Origin of the sequence: Enterobacter cloacae complex sp. IR5402 (assembly GCF_049238125.1) — a bacterium.
In the GTDB taxonomy this organism is placed as follows: Bacteria; Pseudomonadota; Gammaproteobacteria; order Enterobacterales; family Enterobacteriaceae; genus Enterobacter; species Enterobacter hormaechei_C.
In genome coordinates this window covers 425,350-441,769 of the sequence record NZ_JBMKHO010000003.1, presented here as the reverse complement: position 1 = coordinate 441,769, position 16,420 = coordinate 425,350, and the positions used below count along the sequence as shown (strand labels likewise).

The 16,420-nt window shown below is 57.0% G+C and carries 16 protein-coding genes; 8 read left to right on the top strand and 8 right to left on the bottom strand.

Translation table 11 applies throughout. From position 1 onward, the window contains the following. Positions 1 to 43 precede the first annotated feature (43 nt). The 3 genes from ACOTXL_RS08405 to hutI are packed head-to-tail and all read right to left on the bottom strand — an operon-like array spanning position 44 to position 2,956. Positions 44 to 778, bottom strand: coding sequence for a histidine utilization repressor (locus ACOTXL_RS08405; RefSeq protein WP_045350710.1), 735 nt, complete (start codon positions 776 to 778; stop codon positions 44 to 46). A 19-nt stretch (positions 779 to 797) separates the two neighbouring features. Beyond that, positions 798 to 1,736, bottom strand: a complete 939-nt coding sequence (gene hutG / locus ACOTXL_RS08400; RefSeq protein ID WP_003858535.1) for a formimidoylglutamase — start codon at positions 1,734 to 1,736, stop codon at positions 798 to 800. Next, positions 1,733 to 2,956 (bottom strand): imidazolonepropionase, encoded by a 1,224-nt coding sequence (gene hutI, locus ACOTXL_RS08395; protein WP_032657647.1) that lies wholly within the window; start codon positions 2,954 to 2,956, stop codon positions 1,733 to 1,735. Before hutI ends, hutG begins: the two co-directional genes overlap by 4 nt. Positions 2,957 to 3,179: 223 nt before the next feature. Here hutI and ACOTXL_RS08390 point away from each other — a divergent pair, with 223 nt between their 5' ends. After that, a complete protein-coding gene (locus ACOTXL_RS08390; protein ID WP_045350711.1) occupies positions 3,180 to 4,463 on the top strand; it encodes a putative acyl-CoA thioester hydrolase in 1,284 nt (427 codons plus the stop codon). A gap of 103 nt (positions 4,464 to 4,566) precedes the next feature. On the opposite strand, the gene pgl is transcribed toward ACOTXL_RS08390, so the two are convergent. Continuing rightward, the gene (gene pgl, locus ACOTXL_RS08385; protein ID WP_045350712.1) at positions 4,567 to 5,562 is read right to left on the bottom strand and encodes a 6-phosphogluconolactonase; all 996 of its coding nucleotides are present in this window, start codon (positions 5,560 to 5,562) and stop codon (positions 4,567 to 4,569) included. 119 nt (positions 5,563 to 5,681) lie between these two features. On the opposite strand from pgl, the gene ACOTXL_RS08380 reads away from it, so the two are divergent. Continuing rightward, positions 5,682 to 6,500, top strand: coding sequence for a pyridoxal phosphatase (locus ACOTXL_RS08380; protein ID WP_045350713.1), 819 nt, complete (start codon positions 5,682 to 5,684; stop codon positions 6,498 to 6,500). Here ACOTXL_RS08380 and modC read toward each other — a convergent pair whose 3' ends face one another. From modC to ACOTXL_RS08360, 4 genes are all read right to left on the bottom strand, one after another. Beyond that, positions 6,501 to 7,559, bottom strand: a complete 1,059-nt coding sequence (gene modC / locus ACOTXL_RS08375; RefSeq protein ID WP_023303318.1) for a molybdenum ABC transporter ATP-binding protein ModC — start codon at positions 7,557 to 7,559, stop codon at positions 6,501 to 6,503. It lies immediately after the preceding gene. After that, a complete protein-coding gene (gene modB, locus ACOTXL_RS08370; RefSeq protein WP_003858545.1) occupies positions 7,559 to 8,251 on the bottom strand; it encodes a molybdate ABC transporter permease subunit in 693 nt (230 codons plus the stop codon). Before modB ends, modC begins: the two co-directional genes overlap by 1 nt. After that, on the bottom strand, positions 8,248 to 9,024 hold the full coding sequence (gene modA, locus ACOTXL_RS08365) for a molybdate ABC transporter substrate-binding protein (RefSeq protein WP_022650631.1): 777 nt from the start codon (positions 9,022 to 9,024) through the stop codon (positions 8,248 to 8,250). The genes modB and modA overlap by 4 nt, the downstream gene beginning before the upstream one ends. Positions 9,025 to 9,202: 178 nt before the next feature. After that, positions 9,203 to 9,355, bottom strand: coding sequence for an AcrZ family multidrug efflux pump-associated protein (locus ACOTXL_RS08360; protein WP_003858549.1), 153 nt, complete (start codon positions 9,353 to 9,355; stop codon positions 9,203 to 9,205). A 127-nt stretch (positions 9,356 to 9,482) separates the two neighbouring features. On the opposite strand from ACOTXL_RS08360, the gene modE reads away from it, so the two are divergent. From modE to galM, 6 genes are all read left to right on the top strand, one after another. Continuing rightward, positions 9,483 to 10,271, top strand: coding sequence for a molybdenum-dependent transcriptional regulator (modE, locus tag ACOTXL_RS08355; RefSeq protein ID WP_045350714.1), 789 nt, complete (start codon positions 9,483 to 9,485; stop codon positions 10,269 to 10,271). 67 nt (positions 10,272 to 10,338) lie between these two features. Continuing rightward, positions 10,339 to 11,811: a molybdate ABC transporter ATP-binding protein ModF gene (gene modF / locus ACOTXL_RS08350; protein WP_045350715.1), complete on the top strand. Its 1,473-nt coding sequence runs from the start codon at positions 10,339 to 10,341 to the stop codon at positions 11,809 to 11,811. A 201-nt stretch (positions 11,812 to 12,012) separates the two neighbouring features. Beyond that, the gene (galE, locus tag ACOTXL_RS08345; protein WP_045350717.1) at positions 12,013 to 13,029 is read left to right on the top strand and encodes a UDP-glucose 4-epimerase GalE; all 1,017 of its coding nucleotides are present in this window, start codon (positions 12,013 to 12,015) and stop codon (positions 13,027 to 13,029) included. Between the two features lie 9 nt (positions 13,030 to 13,038). Continuing rightward, complete coding sequence (galT, locus tag ACOTXL_RS08340; RefSeq protein ID WP_022650627.1) at positions 13,039 to 14,085, top strand: galactose-1-phosphate uridylyltransferase; 1,047 nt, start codon at positions 13,039 to 13,041, stop codon at positions 14,083 to 14,085. A gap of 2 nt (positions 14,086 to 14,087) precedes the next feature. Further along, positions 14,088 to 15,236 (top strand): galactokinase, encoded by a 1,149-nt coding sequence (gene galK / locus ACOTXL_RS08335; RefSeq protein ID WP_003858559.1) that lies wholly within the window; start codon positions 14,088 to 14,090, stop codon positions 15,234 to 15,236. Beyond that, positions 15,230 to 16,273 (top strand): galactose-1-epimerase, encoded by a 1,044-nt coding sequence (gene galM, locus ACOTXL_RS08330; protein WP_003858560.1) that lies wholly within the window; start codon positions 15,230 to 15,232, stop codon positions 16,271 to 16,273. The genes galK and galM overlap by 7 nt, the downstream gene beginning before the upstream one ends. The last annotated feature ends 147 nt before the right edge of the window (positions 16,274 to 16,420 follow it).

Below are 16,420 nucleotides of genomic sequence, written 5' to 3'. Positions count from 1 at the left end.
ATACAATTTTGCTATATTGCGTTAGCGATCACGCTTATAAAACTTATGACATAAAGTGGCCCTGCAACCGGTAGCGATTTCCCGGGAACAGCAGCTTCGCATGCGACACAATTTGCGAGGACGACCAGGTACGACGGCGGATCAGCAGGCAGGGATCGTGCTCTTTAATACGCAACAGCTCGCATTCCTGCGGCGTGGCGCGCACGGCTTCCACGATATGCTCCCCTTCCGTCAGCGGGGCGACGAGCGAGAGATACGCATGCGGTGTGGTTTGGGTGTAATCCTGATTCAGATAGTCCGGTATCCGCTCCGCATTGACGCAGCGATCTTCAATCTGGACCGGAATGTCGTTCTCATAGTGCACCATCACCGAATGGAAAATCCGGGTGCCCTCGGTAACGTTCAGCTCGATGGCCTGTTCGGCGCTGGCCTGCGTCTCTTCAAGCACCAGCACCTCGCAGTGGTGCTGATGGTTGCGGGCGGCAATTTCATCGGCAATGCTGCGGATTTCAAACAGCGCCGACTGTCCTTTTGGCTCCGCCACAAAAGTCCCGACCCCTTGCAGGCGCACCAGCAACCCTTCATCGGTCAGCTCCCGCAGCGCCCGGTTAATGGTCATTCGACTAAAGCCAAACTGCGCGACCAGTTCGGCTTCGGACGGAATGCGGTCATGCGGGCGCCAGACGCCGGCTGCGATTTTTTCGCTGATCGCCTGCTTCACCTTTTCGTAAAAAGGCGCGGGAGGGCTCGGCTTCGGCAGGGGCGAGCGTGAAAACATCATGACTCCTTGAATGTTGTTATGCCCACCAGTGAGCAATTTGCCAGGCCAGTCGGGCGGCAAGCTTCGCCCCCTGACCGTCCCGATCGTAGTGCGGATTAAATTCCACCAGATCCGCCGCCTGTAGTTTACCGCTTCGGCAGATACGCTCAATCACCGGGAACAGATCCAGCGCCGGGATCCCCAACGCCGCAGGGGCGGACACGGCGGGCATTTCTGCGGCAGGCAGCACATCGAGGTCAACGGTGAGATAAACCCGGTCTGCCTGCGTAAGCACGCTATCCAGCGCGGATAGCGCATCCCGGCGAAAATCGAGATCTTCAACCAGCGTCACGTTCAACCGCTCAGCTTCCTCCCACAGCGCCTGAGTATTCGCCGCACGGCTTACCCCCAGGCAGGCGTAGTGAAACACCCGAGACTGAGACGCGCAGTAGTGCGCCAGCTGGCGGAACGGCGTGCCGGACGTTGCCCGTTCAGCCTTGCGTAAATCGAGGTGCGCATCCAGGTTGATCACCGCAATGCGATCGTTCGGAAAGGCGTCCAGCACGCCGCGCCCGTGCGCCCAGGCGGTTTCATGTCCACCGCCGAAAACCAGAGTACGCATCCCGGATTGCTGGCACGCGGTTATGGCCTCGCTCAGCGCCTGCTGTGCCGCCTCCAGCGCGTGTCCTTCAACATAAACAGAACCCATATCCACGAGGCGCGCATGCCCCTGATGGCTCGCCATATTCGCCAGCGCGCCGCGCAACACATCGGGCGCCTGTGCAGCACCGGGCCTGCCCTGGTTACGCTTAACCCCTTCATCACATTCAAAGCCCAGCAGGGCAATGCCTGACGGCACGGGAGAAAAGTGTTCGCGCTGCTGTATGGTCTGGAAGAGACGTTTCGCGGTGCTGGACTCGGCGCTGTCGTCACGCCCCTGCCAGACCTGCGGGGAGACGGGATGCCACAGTTTCATGCTACCTGCCCCCGAAACACGCGTTGATACAAAGGATTCCGCCCCGGCTCGTAAACCATCTCAACCGGATGATTCGCCTCCCAAACGACGAAATCAGCCACATAACCGGGCTTTAACTGCCCGTGCGTCGCAGCACGTCCTAGCGCCTGCGCCGCATGCCGCGTCACGCCAGCCCAGGCCTCTTCCGGCGTGAGGCCAAACTGGACGCAGGCCATGTTCATTGCCAGATGCAGGCTGGCAAACGGACTGGTGCCCGGGTTGTAGTCGGTAGCCACCGCCATCGGCACACCCTGCTCTCTGAGCTGCGCCACCGGTGGACGCTGGCGCTCCTGAAGAAAATAGAACGCGCCGGGGAGCAATACCGCCACCGTGCCGCTTTGCGCCATCGCCTGAATACCTGCATCATCGAGATACTCAATATGATCGGCCGACAGCCCTTTATACTGGCTGACCAGCGCCGCGCCGCCAAGATTCGACAGTTGTTCTACATGCCCTTTTACCGGGATCCCGAGCGCGGCGGCGGCCCGGAACAGGCGCTCGGTTTGCGCCGGGGTAAAGCCGACATTTTCACAAAACACGTCCACCGCTTCAAATAACTCTTTTTGCCACAGCGTGGGCATGATCTGCTCACAGACCAGTGCCAGATAGGCATCCGGATCCTGTCGGTACTCGGCAGGAACGGCGTGCGCGGCCAGCAGCGTCGGGCTGATATCGACCAGATTATTCAGGCTGAGCTGGCGGGCAACCAGCAGCATTTTCTCTTCGGCTTCGGCATTCAGACCGTATCCTGATTTGATTTCAACGGTCGTTACGCCTTCATTCATCAGCCGCTGGAGTCGCTGCTGCGCCACCGTCAGGAGCGTTTCCGGCGAACTGTTGCGGGTGGCCGTGACCGTGGCGTTAATTCCGCCGCCCTGCGCGCTAATGGTCTGATATGACACGCCGTTAAGCCGTTGCTCCCATTCCGCTGCACGATCGCCGCCGAACACCAGGTGGGTGTGGCAATCGATCAGGCCGGGAGTAACCAGACGCCCGTCGAGATCGACACACTGACGATGCCCGGAGGGGATCTCGGATTCAGGAATAATGGCCAGAATCGTCTGGCCGCGCACAACGAGGGCATGTTGTTCTCTCAGGCCGTAGGGTTCCGCCTCGCCTGTCGCCAGGGTTGCCAGTCGCGCATTTCGCCATATAACATCATCGGGATTAAGCTGCTGCATGTGCCTTCCACTTGTCATGGGTTGTATAGACATTTATTTTCATCTGCCGCCTGCTGTCAACCGCATTGGGGGAAAATGTTATTTATTTGTGATGACTTTCCCGTCGCCTGCGGGCAAAAATGCAACTTTTCCGGTTTTTATCTTCCCGTTTCGCTCAACTTAGTATAAAAAAGCAGGCTATTTCGTCTATCCAGATAAGACTTGCATACCCAGGAGCATTACCTTGAATATTTCCAGGATTTCCCGTCTGGCGTTGGCACTCGCCTTTGGCGTGACTTTATCCGCTTGCAGTTCAACACCACCGGATCAGCAACCTTCTGAGCAGGTTGCTCCGGGCACCGCTTCCCGTCCGATCCTGTCAGCGGCTGAAGCGAAGAACTTCACCCGTGCGCACTATTTCTCGGCGATGGATCCCAATGCAGCCCCGTGGACGCCTTCTTCTATTAACCTGCCGAAACAGCCAGACTTCGTTGTCGGCCCGGCCGGGGCGCAGGGCGTTACACACACCTCTATTCAGGCAGCCGTTGATGCCGCAATCACCAAACACAGCGCATCTCGTCAGTACATTGCCATCCTGCCGGGTGAATACGAAGGAACCGTTTATGTTCCGGCAGCACCGGGAAGCATTACGCTTTACGGCCTGGGCGAAAAAGCGGTCGACGTAAAAATTGGCCTGGCGATTGATTCAGAGATCGACAGCACCACCTGGCGCCATCTGGTGAACCCGGCCGGTAAATACATGCCAGGTAAACCGGCGTGGTATATGTTTGATAACTGCCAGCGCAAGCGTACCGCCACCATTGGCGTGATGTGTTCGGCGGTATTCTGGTCACAAAACAATGGCCTGCAATTGCAAAACCTGACTATTCAGAACACCCTGGGCGACAGCGTTGACGCAGGTAATCATCAGGCCGTGGCGCTGCGTAGCGATGGCGACAAGGTACAGATTAACAACGTCAATATCCTGGGCCGCCAGAACACCTTCTTCGTGACCAACAGCGGCGTGCAGAATACCCTTCAGAACAACCGTCTGACGCGTACTCTGGTCACCAACAGCTACATTGAAGGCGACGTGGATATGGTCTCCGGTCGCGGCGCGGTGGTATTTGATAACACCGACTTCCGCGTGGTGAATTCACGTACGCAGCAGGAAGGTTACGTCTTTGCACCGGCCACGCAGTCTAACCTGTTCTATGGCTTCCTGACCGTGAATAGTCGCTTTACTGCTGCTGGCGATGGCGTGGCGCAGCTTGGTCGCTCTCTGGACGTGGACTCCGCCACTAACGGCCAGGTCGTTATCCGCGACAGCGTGATTAACGAAGGTTTTAACATGGCGAAACCGTGGGCGGATGCGGCTATCTCGAAACGTCCTTTCTCCGGCAACACCGGCACGGTGGATGATAAAGACAACGTGCAGCGTAACCTGAACGACGCTAACTTCAACCGCATGTGGGAATACAACAACCGCGGTCTGGGTAGCAAAGTGGTTGCTGAGCCGAAGCAGTAAAATGCCTGCTGCCGGGTGGCGGCTGCGCCTTACCCGGCCTGCCTCATGCATTAACCGCGCATAAAAAAACCTCGCATTTGCGAGGTTTTTTTTCGTCTACGGATCAGTAAGCGTTAATCACAACCCACATCGGCCCTTGTCCGACCGCATAGCGTCCTTTCTCTTCCAGTAGACCCTGCAAGCCCTGGATTTCATAGAGCGCAATGTGGTGGGATTTCTGCCCCGCCGCAATCAGGTATTTGCCGCTGTGGTCGACATTAAAGCCGCGCGGCTGGGTTTCAGTTGGCTGGAAGCCTTCAACTGCCAGAACGCTGCCGTCTTCAGAGACGCTGAAGACGGTGATCAGACTGGAGGTACGGTCACAGGCATACAGGTGACGGCCATCCGGCGTGATGTGAATGTCTGCCGCCCAGCGTGTGTCGGAGAAATCAGATGGCATCATGTCCAGCGTCTGTACGCACTCGATCTGCCCGTTAGGATCGTTCAGCTCCCACACGTCTACCGAGCTGTTCAGCTCGTTAACGACATAGGCATACTGCTGATTCGGGTGGAAGACCATGTGGCGCGGGCCTGCGCCTTCAACGGTGGTGACTTCCGCCGGGCTCTGCGCGACCAGATGGCCGTCATCGCTCAGGGTAAACAGGCAGATGCGGTCCTGCTTAAGCGCTGGCACCCACAGCGTGCGGTTATCCGGCGAAATGTTGGCTGAGTGGCAACCTTCGAGCCCTTCTACCACGTCGACGGTTTCAACGGGAATACCGTCTTCCAGGCGGGTGACGCTCACGCAGCCTGCATTGTAGGAGCCGCTGAAGATAAAGTTGCCTTTATGGTCAGTGGAAATATGGGTCGGGCTGCCCGGCAGAGGGGCTTCTGCGGTATAGGTCAGCGCGCCGTCATCCGGGGAGATGCGGTATGCCAGTACGCGGAATTCGGGGCGTACGCCGACATAAAGAAAACGTTTATCCGGGCTGACGACCATCGGCTGCACCTGGCCTGGCACATCAACAACCTGAACCAGCGTAAGCGAACCTTCTGTATTCAAACGCCAGACATGGATCTGCTGACTTTCAGGACTGGCGGTATAAACGGTTTGTTTCATGAATACTCCTGATTATTTTTAACGGTGAATGCTGAATTGTAGTCCGGGATTTTGCAGGGTTCCGCTCTCGGTGTACCATCCCGACAGACCTTAAATTCAACATTAACCCGGAAGAAAAAATGACCTCGCGAGTGATTGCCCTGGATTTAGACGGAACACTGCTTACCCCTCAGAAAACCCTGCTCCCCTCTTCTCTTGAGGCCCTCAAACGAGCCCAGGAAGCGGGGTATCAACTTCTCATCGTAACGGGTCGACATCACGTAGCCATTCATCCTTTTTATCAGGCACTGGGCTTAGATACACCTGCAATTTGTTGTAATGGCACCTATTTGTATGATTATCAGGCAAAAAAGGTTTTAGCCTCCGATCCGCTTCCCGTTACGCAGGCGCTGCAATTGATTGATTTACTGGATGAGCACGCCATTCACGGCCTGATGTATGTGGATAACGCCATGGTGTATGAACGCCCTACCGGCCATGTGATCCGCACCAGCAACTGGGCTCTGTCTCTGCCGGAAGCGCAGCGTCCGGTGTTTACTCAGGTTTCCTCCCTGCGCCAGGCGGCGGAAGACGTCGAAGCAATCTGGAAATTTGCCCTGACCGATGAAGACACCGCCAAACTGAATACCTTCGCAAAACATGTCGAGCATACGCTGGGTCTGGAATGTGAATGGTCCTGGCACGATCAGGTGGATATCGCCCGCAAAGGCAACAGCAAAGGAAGGCGTCTGACCCAGTTCGTTGAATCGCAGGGCGGATCAATGCAGGACGTAATTGCTTTCGGCGATAACTATAACGACATCAGCATGCTGGAAGCGGCCGGAACGGGCGTGGCGATGGGTAATGCCGATGACGCGGTGAAAGCGCGCGCTGACGTGGTGATTGGTGATAACACCACCGACAGCATCGCGCAGTATATCTATACCCACCTGCTGTGATCAGGCGGTTATGGAAACGCTCTTGATTTGCGCGTAAAGCCACAGGCCAGGCTTGATACCCAGCTCATCCCTGGCCCACGGGCTGATGCGCGCCCACAGCGTTCTGCTGCCCACTTCCAGCTGCACTTCCACCTGGCCGTTATCATCAAAACACTGCGCCACTTTTGCGCGCAAAATATTGCGGATACTGGTTTGCAGCGGCGGTTGCAGGACCAATGAGACATCCGACGCCTGAATGCGGATCCGTAACGTGGACTGAATCGGCGTATCGATTTTATTCACCCACAAATGCTGATCGCCCAGCGCCAGCGCGGTCATCGCGTAGTGCGGATGGTGCTCCAGCACGCTCACCTTCAGAATGCTGCTCTGCTGCTCCTTTGGCAGCCATGGATGCATAACGCTGCTGCCCCACACCTCCTCCAGATTGCCGAATGCCTTCACCCTGCCCGCTTCCAGCACCAGCACTTTGTCGGCCAGATGTAAAATCTCATCCAGCGAATGGCTGACGTAGAGCATTGGCACATTGATTTCCCGCGCCAGACGTTGCAGATACGGCAGCAGCTCGCGCTTGCGCGGAATATCCAGCGAGGCCAGCGGCTCATCCAGCAGCAGCAGTTCCGGCGCGGTTAACAGGGCGCGGCCAATCGCCACACGCTGTTTTTCACCACCCGACAGCGACGACGGCAGACGATCCAGCAGCGGTTCGATGCCCAGCAGCGCCACCAGCTTATCGAACTGTCCGGCCATGCTTTTTGCCATGCCGTAACGCAGGTTCCCGCGAACGCTGTAGTGCGGAAACAGGCGCGCATCCTGAAACACATAGCCGATACGGCGTTTGTCCGGTGACAGGCAGACCTTCTTCTCCGCGTCATTCAAGACGCGGTTATTTAACACAATACGGCCAGACTGGGGACGCGTCAGGCCGCTAATCGCATTAATCAGCGACGTTTTCCCCGCCCCGGACACGCCAAAAATGGCGGTGATACCGCTGGCAGGCAGCGTTTCGTTCAGCGTCAGGGTGTGACTGCCCAGGGTTTGCGTAAAGTTGAGTTCCAGCATCACGATTTCCCCATCCGTTCACGGCTGAGGCGCGCCAGCCATTCAGACACCAGCAGCGAGACCAGGGCGAGTACAATCGAAATAATACACAGCCGGGCCGCCGCACCTTCGCCACCCGGGGTCTGAATCAGGGTATACATGGCCGACGGGATGGTCCGCGTCTCGCCGGGAATGTTGGACACAAAGGTGATGGTCGCGCCAAACTCACCCAACGAACGGGCGAAGGCTAACACCGTACCGACGATAATGCCCGGTAACGTGAGCGGAAGCGTAATGGTCAGGAATACCCGCCAGCGGCCTGCGCCCAGCGTGCGGGCGGCCTGTTCTAACCGGATATCCACCCCTTCCAGCGCCAGGCGGATAGCGCGCACCATCAGCGGGAAGGACATTACTGCCGCGGCCAGAACCGCGCCGCGCCAGCTGAAAGCAAAGGTCAGTCCGAACCAGTCGTACAGCCATTCGCCGATAAAACCGCGTCGCCCCATGGAGATCAGCAGCAGATATCCGACCACCACAGGCGGTAAGACAAGCGGAAGATGGAGAACACTGTCGAGCAGGGCTTTGCCTGGAAACTTCACGCGAACCAGTAACCAGGCAAAGAACACCCCAAAGGGCAAACTCAGCGCAACCGCCAGGGAAGAGACTTTCAGGCTCAGCAGCACGGCCTGCCATTCAGGTTCGGTCAATATCATTCGTGAGTCGTAAATCCGTAACGTTTAAAGATAGCGGACGCTTCAGGCCCCTTCAGGTAGTCAACGAAGGCCGTCACGCTCGCATTTTTATGTCCATCAACTATCGCAACAGGATATTCCACTTTCTTATGCGAGTCTTCCGGGAAGGTGCCCACCACCTTCACACCTTTACTGGCGACGGCATCGGAGCCGTAAACGATCCCGAGTGGCGCCTCGTTACGCTCCACCAGCGCCAGCGCGCCACGCACATCTTCTGCGGGAGCCAGCTTCGGCGATAAGGTTTCCCATGCGCCAAGTTTTTGCAGCGCTTCTTTCGCATAAATCCCGGCAGGAACATGCTCCGGATCGCCCACCGCCAGACGACCACCGTTGAGCAGACGGGTCCAGTCCGTCTGTTTGTTGATGGCGATGTCGCCCTGCTTGCTGTTTGCGGGTGCAACCACCACAAGGCTATTTCCCAGCAGCGTTTCGCGGGTAGCCGTATCAACAGATTTTTTCTCCACCGCGTAATCCATCCATTTCTGATCGGCAGAGATGAACAGATCCGCGGGCGCCCCCGCTTCAATCTGGCGGGCCAGCGTGGACGAGGAGGCAAACGACGAGACCACCTCGACGTTTTTCTCTTTTTTGTATACCGCAGCAATATCCTGCATCGCGTTAGTCAGCGACGCCGCCGCAAAGACCGTGATTTTTCCTTCATCCGCCAGCGCGTGGCCGGTGAGTGAGAGAGTCAGCGTTGCCCCTGCGAAAAGGCGTACCCATGAACGTGCCATTTGAAGCTCCTGTGCGTATCGTTATATACAAACAAATATAACGATATATCGCAGGCGTTCCTAGCGCTAAATCGTACCCATTAATGCGTAAACTCAAGGAACGTTGTAAAAGATATCGGCGGGAGAGGAATAAACTTGAGAGCAAAACGCCCGGGCTGGCCGGGCGTTTTGGAGGAAATCATTGCTGCTTTTTAGGCTGGTCACGACGATGACCAATGTTCGAAAAGACGTTGAACACTTCACCCAGGCCGTAGATGGCACCGAGGATGATAGCCATCACTACTGGCACCATGATTACCGCGAATACCAGACTTTTCAACAACTCTAACATGGTTTTCTCCAGATCTTGTGAACGGCTTATTCTACCCTGAAAAGTAAGAAAAACATCCCCTTTTGTGCGGTGCGCTTTCCGCCCCCGGGCATTTGGGTCACAATAGCCTTTTTGCCGGGACACTGTTATGCAGGCCGAAATTCTCCTCACCCTACGACTTCAGCAGAAGCTTTTCGCCGATCCGCGACGTATCGCCCTGTTAAAACAAATAGAACAAACTGGCTCGATTAGCCAGGGAGCAAAAAACGCCGGCATCAGCTATAAAAGTGCCTGGGATGCGATTAACGACATGAACACCCTGAGTGAACACACGCTGGTTGAGCGCGCCACCGGCGGGAAAGGCGGCGGCGGCGCCGTGTTGACGCGTTACGGGCAACGTCTGATCCAGCTCTACGATTTACTGGCGCAGATCCAGCAAAAAGCATTTGATGTGCTGAGCGATGACGACAACCTGCCGCTGGACAGCCTGCTGGGCGCCATCTCCCGTTTCTCTTTGCAGACCAGCGCCCGTAACCAGTGGTTTGGTACGGTGACGGGGCGCGATCATTCGCAGGTGCAGGAGCATATTGAGATCCTGCTCGCGGACGGCACGACGCGCCTGAAAGCCGCCATCACCGCGCAAAGTGGTCAACGCCTTGGGCTGAACGAAGGTCAGGAGGTGCTGGTATTACTCAAAGCCCCCTGGATCGGCATCACGCTTAACCCTGAGCAGGCCGCAGAGGCCGACAACCAGCTGCGGGGACGCATCAGCCACATCGAGCGCGGCGCAGAACAGTGTGAAGTGCTGATGACCCTGCCGGATGGACAGTTGCTCTGCGCCACCGTTCCGGTGAACGACGCGACCGAATTAGACGAAGGTGCTGTGGTGACCGCATATTTCAATGCAGACAGGGTAATTATCGCCACATTGTGCTAAGCGCATTGACAACCCTGCTTACACTGAGTATCCCTGACATCTGTTGCTGCAAAAAATGGGATAACACATGTCATCATTGCATATTTCGCAAGGCACGTTTCGTCTTAGCGATACCCGTACCTTATCGCTGCCAGAGTTAACCCTTCGCGCCGGAGAAAGCTGGGCGTTTGTGGGCTCTAATGGCAGCGGAAAATCCGCGCTGGCCCGCGCTTTGGCTGGCGAAATAACCCAACTGAAGGGTGAACGTCGGTGCACCTTTACCCGGCTGACGCGCCTTTCCTTCGAACAGCTGCAAAAGCTGGTCAGCGATGAGTGGCAGCGTAACAATACCGATTTGCTCAGCCCCGGCGAAGAAGATACCGGCCGCACGACGGCGGAAATTATCCAGGATGAGATAAAAGATCCTGCCCGCTGTCAGCAGCTGGCGGAGCAATTTGGCATTACCGCCCTGCTTAACCGCCGTTTCAAATATCTTTCTACCGGCGAGACGCGCAAAACGCTGCTGTGCCAGGCGCTGATGAGCGAGCCGGAACTCTTGATCCTGGATGAACCGTTTGACGGACTGGATGTGCAGTCCCGCGCACAGCTGGCAGCGTTGCTGGCGTCGCTTAACCAGCAGGGATACACGCTTGTGCTGGTTCTTAACCGCTTTGATGAGATCCCGGATTTCGTACATTATGCAGGCGTGCTGGCGGACTGTAGCCTGACCGAAATCGGCGAGAAGGCCGTCCTGCTCCGTCAGGCGCTCATTGCACAGCTGGCCCACAGCGAGAAACTGGACGGTATTGCCCTGCCGGAGCCGGATGCGCCTTCGGCGCGCCACGGGCTGGAGCCTGACCAGCCGCGCATTGTGCTGCGCGATGGGGTGGTTGCTTACGACGATCGCCCTATTCTTAATCACCTCAGCTGGACGGTTAATCCTGGTGAGCACTGGCAGATCGTCGGCCCCAACGGGGCGGGTAAATCCACGCTGCTGAGCCTGATCACCGGGGATCACCCGCAGGGATACAGCAACGATCTCACCCTGTTCGGCCGTCGCCGCGGCAGCGGGGAAACCATCTGGGATATCAAAAAGCACATCGGCTATGTCAGCAGCAGCCTGCATCTGGACTACCGGGTGAGCACCACGGTGCGAAACGTGATCCTCTCTGGCTTCTTCGACTCCATTGGTATTTATCAGGCGGTATCCGACAAGCAGCACAAGCTGGCGCAGCAGTGGCTGGATATTCTGGGTATGGATAACCGGGTCGCCGATGCACCCTTCCACAGCCTGTCGTGGGGGCAGCAGCGGCTGGCATTGATCGTCCGCGCGCTGGTTAAGCACCCTACGCTGCTGATTCTGGATGAACCGTTGCAGGGGCTGGATCCGCTCAACCGTCAGCTGATCCGCCGCTTTGTGGATGTCCTGATTAGCGAAGGTGAAACCCAGCTGCTGTTTGTGTCCCACCATGCTGAAGATGCCCCGTCCTGCATCACCCATCGGCTGGAATTTGTGCCTGACGGCGAGCAATACCGCTACCTGCTGAACAAAATCGATTAACGCTCGGAGGGCGCTGCCCTCCGCTTTTCAGACAACCTGCAACAATACATCTCTATCTCTTTGATCTACAATGCACTCAGTCTGAGAAAAAGCGCGTGTGAAAACCAGTGTAAACGATACCACTATTTTATCCCATGTCACACTTTTCGCGTCTCTGATATGCTATGGTTAATTCATACCATAAGCCTAATGGAGCGAAATATGCGAGTTCTGGTAACAGGTGGTAGCGGTTACATAGGAAGTCATACCTGTGTGCAACTGCTGCAAAGCGGCCACGATGTTGTCATTCTTGATAACCTGTGCAACAGTAAGCGCAGCGTGCTGCCGGTCATTGAACGCCTTTCGGGTAAACAGCCGACTTTCGTTGAAGGCGATATCCGCAATGAAGCATTGATGACTGAAATCCTTCACGATCACGCGATTGAAACCGTTATCCACTTCGCGGGCCTGAAAGCGGTTGGCGAATCGGTGGCAAAACCGCTTGAGTACTATGACAACAACGTCAACGGTACCCTGCGTCTGATCTCCGCCATGCGTGCGGCCAACGTTAAAAACTTTATCTTCAGCTCTTCCGCAACCGTCTACGGCGATCAGCCAAAAATTCCTTACGTTGAAAGCTTCCCGACCGGTACGCCGCAAAGCCCGTATGGCAAAAGCAAGCTGATGGTAGAGCAGATCCTGACCGACCTGCAAAAAGCCCAGCCTGAGTGGAGCATCGCGTTGCTGCGCTACTTCAACCCGGTCGGCGCACATCCTTCAGGTGATATGGGCGAAGATCCGCAGGGCATTCCTAACAACCTGATGCCGTATATCTCGCAGGTTGCCGTAGGGCGTCGCGATTCCCTGGCGATTTTTGGTAACGATTATCCCACCGAAGATGGCACCGGCGTGCGCGATTACATTCACGTCATGGATCTGGCCGACGGCCACGTGGCGGCGATGCAGCAACTGGCGGACAAACCGGGCGTGCATATTTACAACCTCGGCGCCGGGATTGGCAGCAGCGTGCTGGATGTGGTGAATGCTTTCAGTAAAGCCTGCGGCAAGCCGGTGAAGTATCACTTCGCTCCCCGCCGTGATGGCGACCTCCCGGCTTACTGGGCCGATGCCACCAAAGCGGATAAAGAGCTCAACTGGCGTGTCACCCGCACGCTCGATGAAATGGCACAGGATACCTGGCACTGGCAATCACGCCATCCGCAGGGCTATCCGGACTAAGGATTTGTCATGACGCAATTCAATCCCGTCGATCACCCGCATCGTCGTTTTAACCCGCTCAGCGGGCAATGGATTTTAGTTTCACCGCATCGCGCCAAGCGCCCCTGGCAGGGGGCGCAAGAGACGCCTGCCAAACAGACGCTGCCGCAGCATGATCCGGACTGTTTCCTCTGCCCGGGCAATACCCGCGTGACGGGCGATAAAAACCCGGACTACAAAGGCACCTTCGTGTTTACTAACGACTTTGCCGCGCTGATGACCGATACGCCGGACGCGCCGGAAAGCCATGACCCGCTGATGCGCTGCGAAAGCGCCCGCGGCACCAGCCGCGTGATCTGCTTCTCGCCCGATCACAGCAAAACGTTGCCGGAGCTGAGCGTGGATGCCCTGAAAGAGGTGGTCAGCACCTGGCAGGTGCAAACCGCGGAGCTGGGCCAGAGCTATCCGTGGGTGCAGGTGTTTGAAAATAAAGGCGCGGCGATGGGCTGCTCCAACCCACATCCGCACGGTCAGATCTGGGCGAACAGCTTCCTGCCGAACGAAGCCGAGCGTGAGGACCGACTGCAAAAAGCGTATTTCACCCAGAACGGTTCGCCTATGCTGGTGGATTACACCCAGCGTGAGCTGGCGGATGGCAGCCGTACCGTGGTGGAAACCGAACACTGGCTTGCGGTAGTCCCTTACTGGGCGGCGTGGCCATTTGAGACGCTGCTGCTGCCGAAAGCCCATGTTCAGCGCATTACCGAACTCAGCGACGCCCAGCGTGACGACCTGGCGCTGGCGCTGAAAAAACTGACCAGCCGCTACGACAACCTCTTCCAGTGCTCCTTCCCCTACTCCATGGGCTGGCACGGCGCGCCGTTTAACGGCGAAGAGAATCAACACTGGCAGTTACATGCACACTTCTACCCGCCGCTGCTGCGCTCAGCAACGGTACGTAAATTCATGGTGGGCTATGAAATGCTGGCGGAAACCCAGCGCGACCTGACGGCGGAACAGGCGGCAGAACGTCTGCGTGCCGTTAGCGACGTCCATTACCGCGAATCAGGAGTCTAAAAATGAGTCTGAAAGATAAAACACAATCCCTGTTTGCTGAAAAATTTGGCTACCCTGCCACCCATGTTATCCAGGCGCCAGGCCGCGTTAATCTGATCGGCGAGCACACCGACTATAACGACGGTTTTGTCCTGCCGTGTGCCATCGACTACCAGACGGTGATCAGCTGTGCGAAACGCGACGATCGTCATGTGCGAGTAATCGCCGCGGATTACGGCAACGAAATTGACGAATTTTCCCTCGATGCGCCGATCGTGACCCACGACAGCCAGCAGTGGTCGAACTATGTTCGCGGCGTGGTGAAGCACTTGCAAAAGCGTAACAAGAATTTCGGCGGGGCCGATCTGGTGATCAGCGGCAACGTGCCGCAGGGGGCGGGATTAAGCTCTTCCGCATCTCTGGAAGTGGCGGTCGGCACCGTGTTCCAGCAGCTTTATCATCTGCCGCTGGACGGGGCGCAGATCGCCCTGAACGGTCAGGAAGCGGAAAACCAGTTCGTGGGCTGCAACTGCGGCATTATGGATCAGCTGATTTCCGCGCTGGGCAAGAAAGAACACGCTTTGCTGATTGACTGTCGCTCCCTCGGGACCAAAGCGGTTCCGCTGCCTAAAGGTGCGGCTGTGGTGATCATCAACAGCAACTTCAAACGCACCCTGGTGGGCAGCGAGTACAACACCCGTCGCGAACAGTGCGAAACCGGCGCGCGCTTCTTCCAGCAGCCAGCCCTGCGTGATGTCTCACTTGATGAATTTAACAAGGTCGCCCACGAGCTGGACCCGGTTGTCACGAAGCGCGTGCGCCATATACTGACCGAAAATGCCCGTACCGTAGAAGCCGCCTCCGCGCTGGCGAAAGGTGACCTGAAACGGATGGGCGAGCTGATGGCCGAATCGCATGCCTCCATGCGTGACGATTTCGAAATCACCGTGCCGCAAATCGACACCCTGGTTGAAATTGTGAAAGCCACGATTGGCGACAAAGGCGGCGTGCGTATGACCGGCGGCGGATTTGGCGGGTGCGTCGTCGCCCTCGTGCCGGAAGAGCTGGTCCCTGCCGTCCAGGACGCCGTGGCTAAGCAGTACGAAGCCAAAACGGGCATCAAAGAAACTTTCTACGTCTGTAAAGCATCACAAGGAGCCGGACAGTGCTAAACGAAATACCTACACTCGCACCGGATGGTCTGCCGTATCGCCTGTTAACCCTGCGCAACAGCGCCGGGATGGTGGTTACGCTGATGGACTGGGGCGCAACCTTACTTTCTGCCCGCGTACCGATGCCTGACGGCAGCGTGCGCGAAACCCTGCTCGGCTGCGCATCGCCGGAGCAGTATATCGAGCAGACCGCTTTTCTGGGCGCATCCATAGGCCGCTACGCTAACCGCATCGCCAGAAGCCGGTTTACGCTGGACGGCGTAACGTATTCCCTGCTTGCCAGCCAGGGCGAAAATCAGCTGCACGGCGGCCCGGAAGGGTTTGATAAACGTCGCTGGAAGATTGTGCAGCAAAATGACGGTGAGGTCTGGTTCTCTCTGGACTCCCTCGATGGAGACCAGGGTTTCCCGGGCAATCTCACCGCAACGGCGCGCTTCACCCTGACCGAAGATAATCGCATCGCCATTGAGTACCGCGCGACCGTCGATAAGCCGTGCCCGGTCAACCTGACTAACCACGCCTATTTCAACCTTGACGGTAATCAGACCGATGTCCGCAGCCACAAACTCCAGATCCTGTCGGACGAGTATCTGCCGGTCGATGAGATGGGTATCCCTTATCAGGGGCTGAAACCGGTAAGCGGTAATAGCTTTGATTTTCGTCAGCCGAAAACCATCGCCCAGGATTTCCTGAGTGATGACGATCAGCGCAAGGTGAAAGGCTACGACCACGCGTTCCTGTTGCAGGCGAAAGGCGATCTTTCTCAACCTGCCGCACAGGTCTGGTCTGCTGATGAGAAATTACAGATGACGGTCTACACCACCGCCCCCGCCCTACAGTTCTATTCCGGTAACTATCTGGAGGGTACCACGGCGCGCGAACATGACGCCTACGGCGCCTGGCAAGGCCTGGCGCTGGAGAGCGAGTTCCTGCCAGACAGTCCTAACCATCCTGAATGGCCGCAGCCGGACTGCGTGCTACGTCCGGGTGAAGAGTACGTAAGCGTCACCGAGTATCATTTCATTCCGCGCGCTTAATGTCCGGCGGCGCACGGGCCTACAAATGTAGGCCTGATAAGCGAAGCGCCATCCGGCAAAAAAGCCTGGCCCTCACCGCGAGGGCTTTTTTATCTCCGCCTTGCTGAAAATAGCGGCGATCGCAGACAAAATCATAACCCTGGATTC

Bases quoted from the DNA above. Each gene is read 5' to 3' on its own strand.
- ACOTXL_RS08405 (WP_045350710.1), bottom strand. From the start codon at position 778: ATGTTTTCACGCTCGCCCCTGCCGAAGCCGAGCCCTCCCGCGCCTTTT.
- galT (WP_022650627.1), top strand. From the start codon at position 13,039: ATGACGCAATTCAATCCCGTCGATCACCCGCATCGTCGTTTTAACCCG.
- modE (WP_045350714.1), top strand. From the start codon at position 9,483: ATGCAGGCCGAAATTCTCCTCACCCTACGACTTCAGCAGAAGCTTTTC.
- ACOTXL_RS08360 (WP_003858549.1), bottom strand. From the start codon at position 9,355: ATGTTAGAGTTGTTGAAAAGTCTGGTATTCGCGGTAATCATGGTGCCA.
- modA (WP_022650631.1), bottom strand. From the start codon at position 9,024: ATGGCACGTTCATGGGTACGCCTTTTCGCAGGGGCAACGCTGACTCTC.
- galE (WP_045350717.1), top strand. From the start codon at position 12,013: ATGCGAGTTCTGGTAACAGGTGGTAGCGGTTACATAGGAAGTCATACC.
- modC (WP_023303318.1), bottom strand. From the start codon at position 7,559: ATGCTGGAACTCAACTTTACGCAAACCCTGGGCAGTCACACCCTGACG.
- hutG (WP_003858535.1), bottom strand. From the start codon at position 1,736: ATGAAACTGTGGCATCCCGTCTCCCCGCAGGTCTGGCAGGGGCGTGAC.
- ACOTXL_RS08380 (WP_045350713.1), top strand. From the start codon at position 5,682: ATGACCTCGCGAGTGATTGCCCTGGATTTAGACGGAACACTGCTTACC.
- modB (WP_003858545.1), bottom strand. From the start codon at position 8,251: ATGATATTGACCGAACCTGAATGGCAGGCCGTGCTGCTGAGCCTGAAA.
- hutI (WP_032657647.1), bottom strand. From the start codon at position 2,956: ATGCAGCAGCTTAATCCCGATGATGTTATATGGCGAAATGCGCGACTG.
- modF (WP_045350715.1), top strand. From the start codon at position 10,339: ATGTCATCATTGCATATTTCGCAAGGCACGTTTCGTCTTAGCGATACC.
- pgl (WP_045350712.1), bottom strand. From the start codon at position 5,562: ATGAAACAAACCGTTTATACCGCCAGTCCTGAAAGTCAGCAGATCCAT.
- galK (WP_003858559.1), top strand. From the start codon at position 14,088: ATGAGTCTGAAAGATAAAACACAATCCCTGTTTGCTGAAAAATTTGGC.